The 15898-nt window shown below is 70.3% G+C and carries 13 protein-coding genes; 10 read left to right on the top strand and 3 right to left on the bottom strand.

The window, feature by feature from the left end:
* Window positions 1-7 precede the first annotated feature (7 nt).
* From AC1G9L_RS15820 to rplS, 7 genes are all read left to right on the top strand, one after another.
* A complete protein-coding gene (locus tag AC1G9L_RS15820; protein ID WP_481069473.1) occupies window positions 8-1282 on the top strand; it encodes a hypothetical protein in 1275 nt (424 codons plus the stop codon).
* A gap of 79 nt (window positions 1283-1361) precedes the next feature.
* Complete coding sequence (locus tag AC1G9L_RS15815) at window positions 1362-2426, top strand: NAD(P)H-dependent flavin oxidoreductase (protein ID WP_481071162.1); 1065 nt, start codon at window positions 1362-1364, stop codon at window positions 2424-2426.
* Window positions 2423-3223, top strand: a complete 801-nt coding sequence (locus tag AC1G9L_RS15810; RefSeq protein WP_019801315.1) for an aminotransferase class IV — start codon at window positions 2423-2425, stop codon at window positions 3221-3223. The genes AC1G9L_RS15815 and AC1G9L_RS15810 overlap by 4 nt, the downstream gene beginning before the upstream one ends.
* A gap of 174 nt (window positions 3224-3397) precedes the next feature.
* The gene (gene rpsP, locus AC1G9L_RS15805; protein WP_010342240.1) at window positions 3398-3658 is read left to right on the top strand and encodes a 30S ribosomal protein S16; all 261 of its coding nucleotides are present in this window, start codon (window positions 3398-3400) and stop codon (window positions 3656-3658) included.
* Window positions 3659-3701: 43 nt separating this feature from the next.
* Window positions 3702-4214, top strand: a complete 513-nt coding sequence (gene rimM, locus AC1G9L_RS15800) for a ribosome maturation factor RimM (RefSeq protein ID WP_019801316.1) — start codon at window positions 3702-3704, stop codon at window positions 4212-4214.
* A 79-nt stretch (window positions 4215-4293) separates the two neighbouring features.
* The gene (gene trmD / locus AC1G9L_RS15795; RefSeq protein WP_010342238.1) at window positions 4294-5076 is read left to right on the top strand and encodes a tRNA (guanosine(37)-N1)-methyltransferase TrmD; all 783 of its coding nucleotides are present in this window, start codon (window positions 4294-4296) and stop codon (window positions 5074-5076) included.
* Window positions 5077-5207: 131 nt separating this feature from the next.
* Window positions 5208-5624 carry a 50S ribosomal protein L19 gene (gene rplS / locus AC1G9L_RS15790; RefSeq protein ID WP_010342237.1) on the top strand — a complete coding sequence of 139 codons (417 nt, stop codon included), beginning with the start codon at window positions 5208-5210 and terminating at the stop codon, window positions 5622-5624.
* A gap of 256 nt (window positions 5625-5880) precedes the next feature.
* Here rplS and AC1G9L_RS15785 read toward each other — a convergent pair whose 3' ends face one another.
* Window positions 5881-7341 (bottom strand): MATE family efflux transporter, encoded by a 1461-nt coding sequence (locus AC1G9L_RS15785; protein WP_019801318.1) that lies wholly within the window; start codon window positions 7339-7341, stop codon window positions 5881-5883.
* A gap of 515 nt (window positions 7342-7856) precedes the next feature.
* Between AC1G9L_RS15785 and AC1G9L_RS15780 the strand changes: the two genes are divergently transcribed.
* Window positions 7857-8264, top strand: a complete 408-nt coding sequence (locus AC1G9L_RS15780; RefSeq protein WP_010342235.1) for an RNA-binding S4 domain-containing protein — start codon at window positions 7857-7859, stop codon at window positions 8262-8264.
* A gap of 420 nt (window positions 8265-8684) precedes the next feature.
* Here the strand turns inward: AC1G9L_RS15780 and katG are convergent, their stop codons facing one another.
* The gene (katG, locus tag AC1G9L_RS15775; protein ID WP_019801319.1) at window positions 8685-10940 is read right to left on the bottom strand and encodes a catalase/peroxidase HPI; all 2256 of its coding nucleotides are present in this window, start codon (window positions 10938-10940) and stop codon (window positions 8685-8687) included.
* A 248-nt stretch (window positions 10941-11188) separates the two neighbouring features.
* Between katG and AC1G9L_RS15770 the strand changes: the two genes are divergently transcribed.
* On the top strand, window positions 11189-11884 hold the full coding sequence (locus tag AC1G9L_RS15770; protein WP_481069472.1) for a helix-turn-helix transcriptional regulator: 696 nt from the start codon (window positions 11189-11191) through the stop codon (window positions 11882-11884).
* A gap of 57 nt (window positions 11885-11941) precedes the next feature.
* Entirely contained in the window at window positions 11942-12601 is a 660-nt protein-coding gene (locus AC1G9L_RS15765) for a glutathione S-transferase family protein (protein WP_481069471.1), read from the top strand.
* Window positions 12602-13259: 658 nt separating this feature from the next.
* On the opposite strand, the gene mutS is transcribed toward AC1G9L_RS15765, so the two are convergent.
* A complete protein-coding gene (gene mutS, locus AC1G9L_RS15760) occupies window positions 13260-15872 on the bottom strand; it encodes a DNA mismatch repair protein MutS (RefSeq protein WP_481069470.1) in 2613 nt (870 codons plus the stop codon).
* Window positions 15873-15898: the final 26 nt, after the last annotated feature.

Here is a 15898-nt window from a genome sequence, read left to right as displayed (position 1 = left end):
ACGCGTGGTGAGCGCGTCCGCCGGCACGCGCGTGCTGCGTCTGGCCCTCGCGCTCGCCCTGGCGCTGCACGCGGCCTCCGGCTGGGCGGTGCTGCCGGCGACGCTGGTGTACTGGGTGCTGGTGGTGCTGGTCGCCGCCGCAATCGATCACGCGATGGCGCGCCGCACGGTCGGCAGTGCCGCGGCGGCGTCCATGGACTCCGTCAGTGGCGAGGCCGGCGCCGCGCCCGCACCGGCGCGGTTGCCGCCGCCAGCGCAGCCGGTCATCCGACCTGCGGCGCTGTGCGCGCGGCCGTCCGGTCCGCGCCAGTGGCGCCGCCATATCGATGACATCGTTCCGTTCCCCGAGGAGCGCTTCCCGCGCCAGGGCATCTGCACCACCTCCGAACTGGTGCTGTACGCCGGCGATGCGCTGGTGCTCGCCTTCCATCCTGCTGCCGACGGCCCCGCGCAGTGGCGCTGCGACGTGCTTGCACCGGGCGCGACCCAGCCGCAATGGCTGGACGTGGCGGCGGACGTCGAGTGCGTGGTGCCGATCGCGCAGACCGGCGTGTACTCGATCGGCATCGGCCAGGCCGAACTGCATGTACCCGGTACGGTGGCGCTGTGGCGACGCGTGCCGGAACCGGAACGGCTGGCGTGGCCGGTGCAGCCGCTGCGCGGCGCCCCCTTGGTCTATGCGCAGCGCTCTGACGGCACCCTCGCCATCGATGACGCGCCGGCTCTGGATGCATGGCCGCTGGCGCAGTTGCCGCTCCGTTGCGTGGCACCCGCGCCGGCGGGAGCCGCGTTGCTCTTCGCCAGCGTCGATCGGAGCTGGGATGTGCCTGGAGCATCCGACGCCGCGGTGGCGGATCCAGCGGATGGCGCGATCGTGCATCGCCACTTCCTGCGGCTGAGCCAGGGTGACATCCTGGTGCTCGAGGCGGTGTGGACATCCGCCCTCTTCGGCCAGCCACTGCCGGTGCCCGGCGGCACCCGTCCGACCGACGGCGAACTGCGGCTGTTCGCGCTGTTGCACGGGCCGCAGCTGGCGGCCTTGCATTCGTCCGCGAATGCGCCGACATGCGTGGAGGTGGTCTGTCCGGTCGACGGGCTGTATTGCCTGGAATTGTGGTTGTCCGGCCCGGCGTCGTGGCGCGATCGTGCTGTGGAGACGTTGGTCGATCTGCGGCTGTGGGGCGCCTTCGTGCAGCGCCCGGCGCGGCTGCGCGCTTTTTCCCTGCAACAGGTGTGGGTCGGCGATCGAGGTCGGGAATGTCTGCCGGTGCCGGTGCCGTGAGCGTCGCCGCGTCGGTAGCACGGCGGCCCGGAGGCAGCGCGGCTAACATGGCGATTCCTGGAATCGCGGAGCACGCATGATGGAGCGCCTGGCGCGCGTGGAAGCCTTTCGGCAGGGCTTCGGCCTGCGCCTGCCGATCCTGCTCAGCCCGATGGCCGGCGCCTGCCCTGTGCCGTTGTCGGCTGCGGTCGCCGCGGCCGGCGGCATGGGCGCGATGGGCGCGGTGCTGTCCGCCCCGCAGGACATCGGGGCGTGGATGGACGCGCTGCGCGCCGCCGGCGGCGGGCCGGCGCAGGTCAACCTGTGGGTGCCGGATCCGCCGCCCGCGCGCGATGCCGCCGCCGAGGCCGAGGTACGCGCCTTTCTCGCTGCGTGGGGGCCGCCGGTCGAGGTGGCGGCCGGCGATGCGGCGCCGGCCGATTTCGACGCCCAGTTCGAGGCCTTGCTGGCGGCGCGGCCTGCGGTGGCCTCGTCGATCATGGGCCTGTTCCGCCCGGATCAGGTGCAACGCCTGCGGCAGGCCGGGATCGCCTGGTTCGCCTGCGTCACCACCCTGGAAGAGGCGCTGGCCGCGCAGGCCGCCGGCGCCGATGCGGTGGTCGCGCAGGGGGGCGAGGCCGGCGGCCACCGCGGCGCCTTCGAACCCGCCAGCGCCGAGCGGCAACTGACCGGGCTGTTCGCGCTGCTGCCGCGGCTGGCCGACCATCTGCGGATCCCGGTGATCGCCGCCGGCGGCATCGGCGACGGCCGCGGCATCGCCGCCGCGCTGACCCTGGGCGCGAGCGCAGTGCAGATCGGCACCGCCCTGCTGCGCAGCCCGGAGGCGGCGCTGGCGCCGGCCTGGGCGGCCGCGTTGGCCCAGGCCGAACCCGAACAGACCACGTTGACCCGGGCCTTCTCCGGCCGCCTGGGCCGCGCGCTGGTCACCGACTACGTGCGTGCCGCCGCCGCGCCGGACGCGCCGCCGCCGCGGCCGTATCCGGTGCAGCGCGGGCTGACCGCACCGATGCGCCAGGCCGCGCAGCGTGCCGACCGCCTTGCGGCGATGCAGGCCTGGGCCGGGCAGTCTGCCTGGATGGCGCCGGCCGAGCCGGCTGGCACATTGGTCGCGCGCTGGTGGGCGCAGGCGCAGGCCCTGCTGTGACATCGCAAGTCTTCCACCACGGGCAGCCTGCCGGCGCCGAACTGCTGGCCGCGGCCGCGCTGGTGAACTACGGGCATTTCAGCACCATGCAGGTGCGCAATGGTGCCGTGCGTGGGTTCGATCTGCATCTGCAGCGGTTGCAGCAGGCCAATGCGGCGCTGTTCGGGAGTGCGTTGCCGCATGAGCGCGTGCGCGACGAGCTACGCGCGGCGCTGGCCGCCTTCGGCACTGGCGACGCCTCGCTGCGCGTCACCGTGTTCTCGCCCGCATTCACGCTGCGCCGGGCCGGTGCCGACTGCGCCGTGGAACTGCTGGTGTCGCTGGCGCCACCGGCACAGGCCGAGGCGGCGCCGCTGCGGCTGCGCAGTGGCGTATTGGCCCGGGAGACGCCCCACATCAAGCACGTCGGCACCTTCGCTGCATTCCACCAGCGCCGCCTCGCGCAGCAGGCCGGCAGCGACGATGCGCTGTTCGTCGACGCGCAGGGGCAGGTGGCCGAAGGCCCGACCTGGAACCTGGGGCTGTGGGACGGGGCCTGCCTGCACTGGCCGCAGGCTCCGGCGCTGCGCGGCACCCAGGAGCGGCTGCTGCAGGCTGGCTTGGCGGAGTTGGGTGTGGCCCAAGAAGTGCGGCCACTGTCGCTCCATGAAATTGGGCCCGACGTGGCTGCCTTCACCTGCAACGCCCGCGGGCAGCAGGCGGTGGCGGCGGTGGACGCGCGCGCGCTGCGCCCGGCCGGGGATCTATTGGCCATGCTGGAGGCCGCGTTGCACACCCAGCCCTGGCAGGCGATCTGAGCACTCCGTGGACGGCCATCGCGGCACGGCTGCCGCTCCTGGCGAATCCCCAATCTCGAATCCCCAATCCCGCGGCCGCAGGCCACGGCCCAGACTTGGCAGAGCAGGGGCCGGCCGCTATAATCGCCGGCTCACCGCGCCATCCTGGCGACTGGGCAACACCGGAAACTCACCATGGTCAAGATCCGCCTCACCCGTGGCGGCGCCAAGAAGCGCCCCTTCTACCACATCATCGTCACCGACGTGCGCAGCGCGCGCGACGGCCGCAACATCGAACGCGTCGGTTACTACAACCCGGTCGCCCAGGGCGCCGAGCCGCGCGTGGTGCTGGACCTGGCGCGCGTCGACCATTGGGTGTCCAATGGCGCGCAGCTGACCGACAAGGTGCGCAACCTGTACAAGGAAGCCACCAAGAACCAGGCCGCCGCGGCCTGATTCCGCGGGCCGCGCATAGCGCGCGGCCCTTGCGTTTGCGCCAATGAAAGACAGCCAGCGCCGCATCCTGCTCGGTCGGGTCCTCGGCGCGTTCGGCATCCGTGGCGAGGCCAAGCTCGAGTCCTGGACCGAGCCGCGCCTCGCCATGTTTCGTTATCAGCCCTGGATCGTGCGCAAGCCCGACGGCAGCGAGAGCAGCCTCACCGGCGTGCGCGGCCGGGAGTCCGGCAAGTACCTGATCGCCACGCTGCCCGAGGTCACCGACCGCGACGCCGTGGAAGCCCTGCGCGGCACCGAGATCTACGTGGCGCGCAGCAGCCTGCCGCCGCCGCGCCCGGACGAGTACTACTGGGTGGACCTGGAAGGCCTGGACGTGCGCACCGTCGACGGCGTGGCGCTGGGGCAGGTGTCGCACCTGTTCTCCACCGGTGCCAACGACGTGCTGGTGGTGCGCGGCGACCGCGAGCGGCTGGTGCCGTTCGTGCAGCCAGACTACGTCAAGTCGGTGGATTTCGAGGCCAACCTGGTCGTGGTCGACTGGGACCCCGAGTTCTGAGCGAAGCGGCCATGCGGCCGCCTTGGCTTTTGCTTTTGCTTTTCCCATTCCCCATTCCCGACTCTCTATTCCCAGCTTCATGCGCATCGACGTCATCAGCCTGTTCCCCGAGTTCGTCGCCCAGTGCGCCGGGTTCGGCGTGGTCGGGCGTGCACAGGAGCGGGCGCTGCTGGACCTGCACGGCTGGAACCCGCGCGACTACGCCGGCGGCGGCTACCGCAAGGTCGACGACCGCCCGTTCGGCGGCGGCCCGGGCATGGTGATGATGATCGAGCCGCTGCAGGCCTGCCTGCAGGCGGTGCGCGACGCCGATCCACAGCCAGCGCCGCTGATCTACCTGAGCCCGCAGGGGCGGCCGCTGACCCAGGCCAAGGCCCGCGAACTGGCCGCGTTGCCGCGGCTGCTGCTGCTGTGCGGGCGCTACGAGGGGGTGGACGAGCGCTTCGTCGCCGCCGCGGTGGACGAGGAAATCTCGATCGGCGACTACGTGCTGTCCGGCGGCGAACTGGCTGCGGCGGTGCTGGTGGATGCGGTGACCCGGCTGCAGGAGGGCGCGCTGAACGACGCCGAATCCGCCGCCCAGGACAGTTTCGAGGGCCCGGACGGCCTGCTCGACTGCCCGCACTACACCCATCCGCGCGAACACGCGCTGGGCGAGGTGCCGGCGGTGCTGCGTTCCGGCAACCACGCCGCGATCGCCCGCTGGCGGCGCATGCAGGCGCTGGGGCGGACCTGGCTGCGGCGCCCGGAGCTGCTGGACGAGGCCGCGCTGAGCGCGGCCGACCGGCGCCTGCTGCAGGAATTCCGCCAGGAGCGGGAGGCGGCGCAGGCCGCCGAACAGGAAAATCCATCCAGGCCCTAGCCATTGCCGCCGGGCTGGGTTAAAATGCCCGGCTTTCCGGCCAGTGCGTTCCGTGCTTGGCCCATCCGATATCGCGCAATCGCCGTGCGGCGACTGCCGGACCACCTCACCAGACACAAGCGGTGCCCACCATGAGCAAGCTCAACAAGACCATCCTGGCCGACTTCGAAGCCGCCCAGATCCAGCGCAAGCTGCCGGAGTTCAACCAGGGCGACACCGTCGTCGTCAACGTCAAGGTGAAGGAAGGCAACCGCGAGCGCGTGCAGGCCTACGAAGGCGTGGTGATCGGCACCAAGAACGCCGGCCTGAACTCCTCGTTCACCGTGCGCAAGATCTCGCACGGCTACGGCGTCGAGCGCGTGTTCCAGACCCACAGCGCCACCATCGACTCGGTCGAAGTGAAGCGCCGCGGCAAGGTCCGCGCCGGCAAGCTGTACTACCTGCGCGGCCTGGAAGGCAAGGCTGCCCGCATCAAGGAAGATCTGGCCGCCGCTGCGCAGGCCAAGGTCGCCCGCCAGGCCGCTGCTGCCGCCGCCAAGGCAGAGTAATCCCCGGCGACCAATCGGTCGCTGCCGCAACGGCCGCCTTCGGGCGGCCGTTTGCGTTTGTGGCGTCGGCCATTGTTGTTGGCTCGGTATGTTAGCCAAGGCCGCGCGCGCGGTGCTCTGTAGGAGCGGCTTCAGCCGCGACAAGCTCGACCGGATCAAGGCCGATCCAGGCGCGTAGCCGCCATGGCTTTGCGGGGAATGCCGTCGCGGCTGAAGCCGTTCCTACACGAGGATGGTGCGATACGCGGACAGGCACTCAGCGCGCCGGATCCTGCGCCACCGCCACGTCGGCGACCGGCGCCGGCGGCTGCACCGGCACTTCCGCCGGATGCGCCACCGTCTCCGGCGGCGCGGGCGCCAGCATCCGCGCGGTGCGCCAGTTGCCCCAACGGTAGTACGCCAGCGACACCAGCATCGCGCAGGTGGCGCTGGTCGGGAAGCTCCACCACACCGCATCGGCGCCCAGTTGCGGCTGCAGCAACTGCGCGAACGGCACGCGGATGCCCCACAGCGACAGCGCCAGGATCAGCAGCGGCGGGATCACCGCACCGGTGGCGCGGACCACGCCGGAGATCACGAAGGTCACCCCGAAGAACAGAAACGACCACACCGCGATGTGGTTGAGATGGCGCGCGATCTCCAGCGCCGCGCTGTGCGGCGGCAGGAACAGCGCCAGGGTCCAGCGGTCGAACAGGATCAGCGGCGCGATCAGTGCGCCGGTCAGCAGGAAGTTCAACAGCACGCCCTTGCGCGCAGTCGCCGCGACGCGGTCCCAGCGCTGCGCACCGACGTTCTGCGCAGCCATCGACGAGCAGGCCGCACCGATCGCCATCGCCGGCATCTGCAGATAAGCCCACAACTGCAGCGCCGCGCCGTAGGCCGCGGACGTGTCGGTGCCGTAGCCGTTGACCAGGGCGATCATCACGATCATCGCCAACGAGATCAGCACCATCTGCAGGCCCATCGGCACGCCCTTGACGATCAGCGCACGCAGGATCGGCAGGTCGAGCCGGAACAGCTGCGCGTCGCGGCGGCCCAGCCACAGCACGTGGCGCTTGTGCCGCAGGTACAGCAGCAACCCGGTCAGCGACACCGCCTGCGCGATCAGCGTGGCCCAGGCCGCCCCGGCGATGCCCAGTTTGGGGAACGGCCCCAGCCCGAACAGCAGCAGCGGGTTGAAGCCGATGTCCAGCACCACCGACAGCAGCAGGAAGCGGAACGGCGTGCGCGAATCGCCGGTGCCGCGCAGCGCCGCCGACAGGAACGCGAAGGTGTACAGCAGCGGCATCGCCAGGAAGATCACCCGCAGATAGGCCTCGGCCAGCGGCAGCGACGCCGCCGGCGTGCCCATCGCCGCCAGCAGGTGCCGCGCCAGCCACCAGCCGCCGGCGGCGATCAGCACCGAGATGCCGATGAAGAAGGTGGCGCTGGTGCCCATCACCCGCCGCGCCTGGGCCACGTCGCCGCGGCCCATCGCCTGGCCGATCAGGATGGTGGCGGCCATGCCGATGCCGAACACCGAGCCGATCAGGAAGAACATGATGCTGTTGGCGTTGGCCGCGGCGGTGAGCGCCGCTTCGCCGAGATAGCGGCCGATCCACACGGCATTGACCGAGCCGTTGAGCGATTGCGCGATGTTGCCGGCCAGGATCGGCAGCGAGAACAGCAGCAACTGGCGGCCGATCGGGCCTTCGGTGAGCGCAGCGGGCTTGGTCATCGCGGGTCGGGAGCGAGCGTGAGCCGGCCACACTAGCACCGACGGATGGCGCTGGGCGATGGGCGGAATGGGATCTGCAGCGTTCGTGCAGCAGACTGGCTGTGGGGCGGGCCTGCGCCGCCCCAAGGCGCGTGGCGTGGGCTGTCACGCGTGGCGGCCGGTCCTGCCCGAGTCGCGGTAGTGCGCTTGCGCCGAGGATGGACGTACGTTCGGCATGGATCGCATCATTCGCTTGGCGTGGGTGTGGATCAAAGCCAGCGCCAGCCTGGGACAGTAAATCTGGGTGAGCCACACCCACGGTGCGCCTGCCTCGAGTTCGCTCGCTACCTGCCAACGCATTCATCCTGAAGGGGCGTGTCCCTGCGGACGCGGTGCTTGCATTGGCGCGATCGCATCGCCATCTGTGCGGAAAGACCTGCGCGCCGGCCATCCACTCTGCCGGTGCCATGGTGTCCGATCCGGCGGCGTCCTCTGGCTGCCTGCAACCCCAACGTGAGTGGATGTCGAGCAACGTAATGAACGAACCTGTCGTGCAAGCTGCCTCGGTGCGCCTGGATGTCTGGCTATGGGCCGCGCGCTTCTTCAAGACCCGCAGCCTGGCCAAGCAGGCCGTGGAAACCGGCAAGGTGGACGTGGCCGGGCAGCGGCCCAAGTCCTCGCGCGCAGTGCGCGTGGGCGAGCAGGTGCGGGTGCAGCGTGGCGATGAGCTGTTCGAGATCCAGGTGCTGGGGCTGAGCGATACGCGCGGTCCTGCCAGCGTGGCGCAGGCGCTGTATCAGGAAAGCGAAGCGTCGCGCGAGCGCCGCGCGCAGTTGCGCGCGCAGCGCAGCGCCGAGCGCAACGGCTACCAGGCACCGGAGGGCAAGCCGGACAAGCGCGCGCGGCGCCTGATCCGCGCGCTCGGCGATCTGGACGCGCTGTAGCCGAGCGTGCTGCGTCGCCCGCGCGGCTGGCCGGCAACGCGCATGGGGGACGTGGGGAGGCTGGCATGCTGTTGGTGCGGCGACGCTTCCTGAGCGCTGCCGTCGCGGCTGAAGCCGCTCCTACGGGACGCGTTGCGTCCTTGTGGAAGCGACGTCGATCGCGACGATCGGCGTCTGCCTGGGCTGCCCAGCAGTCGGGACTGAAGTCCCTCCCGCACGTGCGATCGTGTTTGCGATCGGCCAGACCGCGTAGGAGCGGCTTCAGCCGCGACGCCGTCAGCCCGCGAAAGATCCGCTGCAGTCTCTGCCTCACGTCGATGCGCCGCGGCCGCCACCGCCACCGACGACATCACACAGACGACAACGCCCCGGCGAGCGGGGCGTTGTCGTCATGCAGGCAGGAGACGCGGGGCGCCGCTCTCAGGCGGCCAGGTCGAAGCGATCCAGCTGCATCACCTTGGTCCAGGCGGCGACGAAGTCGCGCACGAACTTCGCCTGCGCGTCGGCGCTGGCGTAGACCTCGGCCACCGCGCGCAGTACCGAGTTGGAGCCGAACACCAGGTCGGCGCGGGTGCCGGTCCACTTCAACGCGCCGCTCTTGCGGTCGCGGCCTTCGTAGACGTCCTTCATTTCCGAGGTCGCCTTCCACTCGGTGCCCATGTCCAGCAGGTTGGCGAAGAAGTCGTTGCTGAGCACGCCCGGGCGATCGGTGAACACGCCATGCGCGGACTGGCCGCTGTTGGCGCCGAGCACGCGCAGGCCGCCGACCAGCACGGTCAACTCCGGCGCGGTCAGGGTCAGCAACTGCGCCTTGTCGATCAGCAGCGCTTCGGCCGACAGCGCGTAACGGCGCCTGGCGTAGTTGCGGAAGCCGTCGGCGATGGGTTCCAGCACCGCGAACGATTCCACATCGGTCTGTTCCTGCGAGGCGTCCATGCGGCCGGGCACGAACGGCACCTGGACGGTCTGGCCGGCCAGCTTGGCTGCCTGTTCCACCGCGGCGACGCCGCCGAGCACGATCAGGTCAGCCAGCGAGATCCGCTTGCCGCCGCTCTGGGCGCCGTTGAACTGCGTCTGGATGCGCTCCAGCGTGGCCAGCACCTGTGCCAGCTGCGCCGGCTGGTTCACCTCCCAATCCTTCTGCGGGGCCAGGCGGATGCGCGCACCGTTGGCGCCGCCGCGCATGTCCGAGCCGCGGAAGGTGGAGGCCGCGGCCCAGGCGGTGGACACCAGTTGCGCCACGCTCAGCCCGGAGTCGAGCAGGGTCTTCTTCAGTGCGGCGATATCCTGCGCGTCGACCAGCGGGTGGTCCACGGCCGGGATCGGGTCCTGCCACAGCAGTTCTTCGGCCGGCACGTCGGGGCCGAGGTAGCGCGCACGCGGACCCATGTCGCGGTGGGTCAGCTTGAACCAGGCGCGGGCGAAGGCATCGGCGAACTGATCCGGGTTCTCCAGGAAGCGGCGCGAGATCTTTTCGTAGGCCGGGTCGAAGCGCAGCGCCAGGTCGGTGGTGAGCATGGTCGGCAGGTGCTTCTTCGACGGATCGTGCGCGTCCGGGATCACCGCTTCGGCGTTCTTGGCCACCCACTGGTGCGCGCCGGCCGGGCTCTTGCTCAGTTCCCAGTCGAACTTGAACAGGTGCTCGAAGAATTCGTTGGTCCACTGCGCCGGCTTGGTGGTCCAGGTGACTTCCAGGCCGCTGGTGATGGTGTCGCCGCCCTTGCCGCTGCCGAAGCTGTTGGACCAGCCCAGGCCCTGGCTCTCCAGGTCGGACGCTTCCGGCTCGGCGCCGACGTGGTCGGCCGGGCCGGCGCCATGGGTCTTGCCGAAGGTGTGACCGCCGGCGATCAGCGCCACGGTCTCTTCATCGTTCATCGCCATGCGGCCGAAGGTGTCGCGGATGTCCTTGGCCGCCAGCAACGGGTCGGGATTGCCGTCCGGGCCTTCCGGATTGACGTAGATCAGCCCCATCTGCACCGCGGCCAGCGGGTTCTCCAGGTCGCGGGTGTGGCGCACTTCGCTGTCGTCGTCCTTCACCAGCACGCCGTGCGCCTCGTCCACGCCCGGCGAGCCGTGCGTGTAGCGCTCGTCGCCGCCCAGCCACTTGGTCTCGCGGCCCCAGTACACGTCCTGGTCCGGCTCCCAGGTGTCGGCGCGACCGCCGGCGAAGCCGAAGGTCTTGAAGCCCATCGATTCCAGCGCGACGTTGCCGGTGAGGATCATCAGGTCGGCCCAGGAGATGGCCTGACCGTACTTCTGCTTGATCGGCCACAGCAGGCGCCGCGCCTTGTCCAGGCTGACGTTGTCCGGCCAGCTGTTGAGCGGGGCGAAACGCTGCTGGCCATGACCGCCGCCGCCACGGCCGTCGCCGGTGCGGTAGGTGCCGGCGCTATGCCAGGCCATGCGCACGAAGAGCGGGCCGTAGTGGCCGAAGTCGGCCGGCCACCAATCCTGCGAATCGGTCATCAGCGCGTGCAGGTCGCGCTTGAGCGCTTCGAGATCGAGCTGCTTGAACGCCTTGGCGTAATCGAACTGCGGATCCAGCGGGTTGGAGCGGGTGGAGTGCTGGTTGAGCAGGTCCACGCGCAACTGCTTGGGCCACCAGTCGCGATTGCTGGTGCCGCTGCCGCTGCCGCTGGCAGCCTGGTGGAACGGGCATTTCGATTCGCTGGTCATGGGAGGCTGCCTCTGTCTCGATGGACGATGTGGTGGCGTGGCGCCGCGATCATACGGCGGCGCTGCGGTGAAACTGGAGACACGATAGGCGCAAGTGTCCATCTATAGAATTCGAATTCTTCTAATCAATCGATAGTTATTGGCTATCGCTGCATTCGATGGAATGGCTGGCCGCTTGAACCTCGGGGCACGTGTCGCTGTATCCGGCCCATGTGCGCTGGGCCGGCGGCGCTCGCTATCCTGTCGCGATGACCCAACGCGCCACCCGTCTGCTGCGCCTGCTCGATGCCCTGCGCGGGCGCCGCCGGCCCGTGGCCGGGGCGCAGCTCGCCGCCGACCTGGGGGTGAGCCTGCGCACGCTGTACCGCGACATCGCCAGCCTGCGCGGGCAGGGCGCCGACATCCTCGGCGATCCAGGCGTGGGCTATGTGCTGCGCCCCGGCTTCCTGCTGCCGGAACTGAACTTCAGCGAGGACGAACTGGAAGCGCTGACCCTGGGCGCGCGCTGGGTGGCGAGCCAGGCCGACCCGGAGCTGGCGCAGGCCGCGCAGCGCGCCATCGCCCGGATCGGCGCGACGCTGCCGGCGCCGTTGCGGCTGGCGCTGGAGACCAGCGGGCTGCTGGTGCCGGCGGCCACGCCCGCGCAGCCGGCGGCGCCATGGTTGCCGGTCCTGCGCCGCGGCATCCGCCTGGAGCACGTGCTGCACCTGGACTATGCCGACGCCGGCGGCAGCGCCTCGCAACGGCGCGTCTGGCCGTTCGCGATGGCCTTCCTGGGCGGCTACGGCATGATCGAGGCGTGGTGCGAACTGCGCGGCGACTTCCGCCATTTCCGCGCCGACCGGGTGCTGGCGCTGCGCGACGATGGCGAGCGCTACCCGACGCGGCGGCATCAGTTGATCCGACGCTGGCGCGCCGCCACCGGGTACGGCGTCGGCTCCTGACAGCAGGTGTCAGCAGGGCACGCGCAGACTGCGCGACGTCCACCACGGAGTCCGACCATGTCCCACGATCTTGTGCTCTACACCCACCCCATGTCGCGCGGCCGCATCGCGCGCTGGATGCTCGAAGAAACCGGCCTGGCGTACCGCGCGCAGATCCTCGACTACGGCACCGGCATGAAGGCGCCGGCGTATCTGGCGATCAATCCGATGGGCAAGGTGCCGGCGCTGGTCCACGGCACCACCACCGTCACCGAGAACGCGGCGATCTGCGCCTACCTGGCCGACCTGGTGCCGGAGCGGCAACTGGCGCCGCCACCGGGATCGCCGGCGCGGGGCGATTACTACCGCTGGCTGTTCCTGCTGGCCGGACCGGCCGAGGCATTCCTGACCGCCAAGCAGCACGGCACGCTGGCACCGGCGCACAGTGCCGGCTACGGCCATGGCGAGGATCTGCTGGACATGCTGGAGCAGGGTGTCGCCGGTCGCGAGTACCTGGCCGGCGACCGCTTCAGCGCGGCCGACCTGTATGCCGCCGCGTTCCTCGGCTTCTACACGCGCATCGGCGTGCTGCAGGCGCGGCCGGCGTTCGTCGCGTTCGCGCAGCGGCACATGGCGCGGCCGGCGGCGCAGCGGGCGGCGGCCATCGACGATGCGTTGCTGGCGGCGCATCCGAATCCGTTCATGCCGCGTCCGAGCGCCGTGCCGGCGAGCGCCTAGTGGAATGTGGGATTACTGGCGGTTGGGGGTGCCGTGTGTCCGGACCCTCACCCCAACCCCTCTCCCGGTGGGAGAGGGGCTCTAGCGCCTTCCTTCTCCCCTCGGGAGAAGGTGCCCCGAAGGGGCGGATGAGGGTACGGGCGCAGCCTCGTGGTCCTGACGCGGCGAGACGCTTCGCGCCGTACCCTCACCCCAACCCCTCTCCCGGGGGAGAGGGGCTTTGGCGTTTCCCTTCTCCCATTGGGAGAAGGTGCCCCGAAGGGGCGGATGAGGGTACGGGCGCAGCCTCGTGTGTCCTGACGCTGCGAGACGCTTCGCGACGTACCCTCACCCCAACCCCTCTCCCGAGGGGAGAGGGGCTTCGGCGCTTCCCTTCTCCGCTCGGGAGAAGGCGCCCCGAAGGGGCGGATGAGGGTGCGGGCGCAGCCTCGTGCGTCCTGGCGCTGCGAGACGCTTCGCGGCGTACCCTCACCCCAACCCCTCTCCCGAGGGGAGAGGGGCTTTGGCGCTTCCCTTCTCCCACTGGGAGAAGGTGCCCCGAAGGGGCGGATGAGGGTGCGGGCGCAGCCTCGTACGTCCTGGCGCTGCGAGACGCTTCGCGCCGGACCCTCACCCCAACCCCTCTCCCGGGGGGAGAGGGGCTAAAGCCGCAGGCCGCCTACAGCAGCGACTTGAGTCGGTACAGCGCTTCCAGCGCCTGCTTGGGCGTGAGTTCGTCCGGATCCAGTGCGGCCAGCGCCTCCTGTGCGGCGGACGGCGTGGCCGCGAACAGGCCGAACTGCTGTGGTGCGTCCAGCGCCTGCGGCGCCATCTGCGAGGCGTGGCTCTCGCCGCCGCGTTGTTCCAGTTCCGCCAGGCGTCGCCGCGCCTGCGCCACGGTGGTCCGGGGCAGGCCGGCCAGCGCCGCCACCTGCAGGCCGAAGCTGCGGTTGGCCGGGCCGTCCTTGACCGCATGCATGAACACCAGGCGGTCGCCGTGTTCGACCGCGTCCAGGTGCACGTTGGCGATGCCGCTGGGGCCGCCTTCGACCGATTCGTCGGCCAGCGCGGTCAGTTCGAAATAGTGCGTGGCGAACAGCGTGTAGCAGCGGTTGTGGTGGGCGAGGTGACGCGCCACCGCGTCGGCCAGGGCCAGACCATCGTAGGTGGAGGTGCCGCGGCCGATCTCGTCCATCAGCACCAGCGACTGCGCGGTGGCGTGATGCAGGATGTAGCTGGTCTCGGCCATTTCGACCATGAAGGTCGACTGGCCGCGCGCCAGGTCGTCGCCGGCGCCGATGCGGGTGAGGATGCGGTCGATCGGGCCGATCACCGCGCGCCGCGCCGGCACGTAGCTGCCGATGTGCGCGAGCAGCACGATCAGCGCGTTCTGGCGCATGTAGGTCGATTTACCGCCCATGTTCGGGCCGGTAATCACCAGCATGCGTCGATCCGGGTGAAGGTCCAGGTCGTTGGGTTCGAACGGCTGCTCGCGCACCGCTTCCACCACCGGGTGGCGGCCGCGTTCGATGCGCAGGCAGGCGCCGGTTTCGAGTTCCGGCTGGGTCCAGTCCAGCGCCTGCGCGCGTTCGGCGAAGCCGGCCAGCACGTCGAGTTCGCTGAGCGCGGCGGCGGCGCGCTTGAGTGGCTCAAGGCGCTCGCCCAATGTGTCCAGCAACCCTTCGTAGAGCAGCTTCTCGCGCGACAGCGCGCGCTCGCGCGCCGACAGCACCTTGTCCTCGAAGTTCTTCAGTTCCTCGGTGATGTAGCGTTCGGCGTTGGTCAGGGTCTGGCGCCGGCTGTAGTGCACCGGTGCCTTGTCGGCCTGGCCCTTGCTGATCTCGATGTAGTAACCATGCACGCGGTTGTAGCCGACCTTCAGCGTGGCGATGCCGCTGTTGGCGCGTTCGCGCGCTTCCAGGTCGATCAGGAACTGGTCGGCGTTGGTGCTGAGCCGGCGTAGCTCGTCCAGTTCGGCGTCGTAGTCGGCGGCGATGACGCCGCCGTCGCTGAGCTTGAGCGGTGGCTGCTCGGCGATCGCCGAGGCGAGCAGGTGCGCGATCTCGTCGTGCTGGCCCAGTTCCGCCGCCAACGCCGCCAGCCGCGGCGAATCCAGCGGCGCCAGGATCGCGCGCACCTTCGGCAGCAGGCCCAGGCCGTCGCGCAGGGTGGAGAAGTCGCGCGGGCGCGCCGAACGCAGGGCGACGCGGGTGAGGATGCGTTCGACGTCGCCGAGCGCGCGGAACGCCTCGCGCAGTTCGGCGTCGGCGCCGCGGTCGATCAGCGTGCCGACCGCGTGGTGGCGCTGCACCAGCACCTCGCGCAGGCGCAGCGGACGGTGCAGCCAGCGCCGCAGCAGGCGCCCGCCCATCGGCGTGACCGTGCTGTCGAGCACGCCGAGCAGGGTGTTGCGGGTGTCCCCGTCCACGCGGGTGTCCAGTTCCAGGTGGCGTCGCGTGGCCGCGTTCATCGCGATCGCCTCGCCGGCGGTCTCCATCGCGATCGCGGTCAGGTGCGGCAGGCGCTGTTTCTGGGTCTCCTCCACGTAGCCGAGCAGGGCACCGGCGGCGGCGGTGGCGCGTGGCTTGTCGTCGATGCCGAAGCCGCTCAGATCGTGCAACTGGAAGAACGCCAGCAACTGGCGACGGCCGCTGTCGGCATCGAACAGCCACGGCGGCCGGCGGCGCACGCCGCGGCGCTCGCGCAGGAATTCCGGCCACTGGTCCTCGTCGGGCACCAGCAGTTCGGCCGGCTCCAGCCGCGCCAGCTCCGCTTCCAGCGCGTCCTCGCTGTCGACCTCGTTGACCAGGAAACGGCCGCCGGCCAGGTCGGCCCAGGCCAGGCCGTAGCCGTGCTTGTTGCGTGCGATGGCCATCAGCAGGGTGTCGCGGCGCTCGTCCAGCAGCGCCTCGTCGGTGACCGTGCCGGGGGTGACGATGCGCACCACCTTGCGCTCGACCAGGCCCTTGGCCAGCGCCGGATCGCCGATCTGCTCGCAGATCGCCACCGACTCGCCCAACGCCACCAGCCGTGCCAGGTAGCCCTCGTAGGCATGCACCGGCACCCCGGCCATCGGAATCGGTGCACCGCCGGAACTGCCGCGCTGGGTCAGGGTGATGTCCAGCAGCCGCGCGGCCTTGCGCGCGTCGTCGTAGAACAGTTCGTAGAAATCGCCCATGCGGAAGAACAGCAGCAGGTCCGGGTACTCGGACTTTGCGGCGAAGAACTGTTTCATTAACGGAGTGTGCTCCGCTGCGCTCCCGGGACTTTGGTTCTTCTCTCGATTTTGCATCAGATTCAATGAGTTAAAAAATTTTT

It is taken from the genome of Xanthomonas sp. NCPPB 1132, from assembly GCF_056629235.1.
The sequence above is the reverse complement of the archived record's forward strand: the minus strand, read 5'-3'. Positions and strand labels throughout refer to the sequence as shown.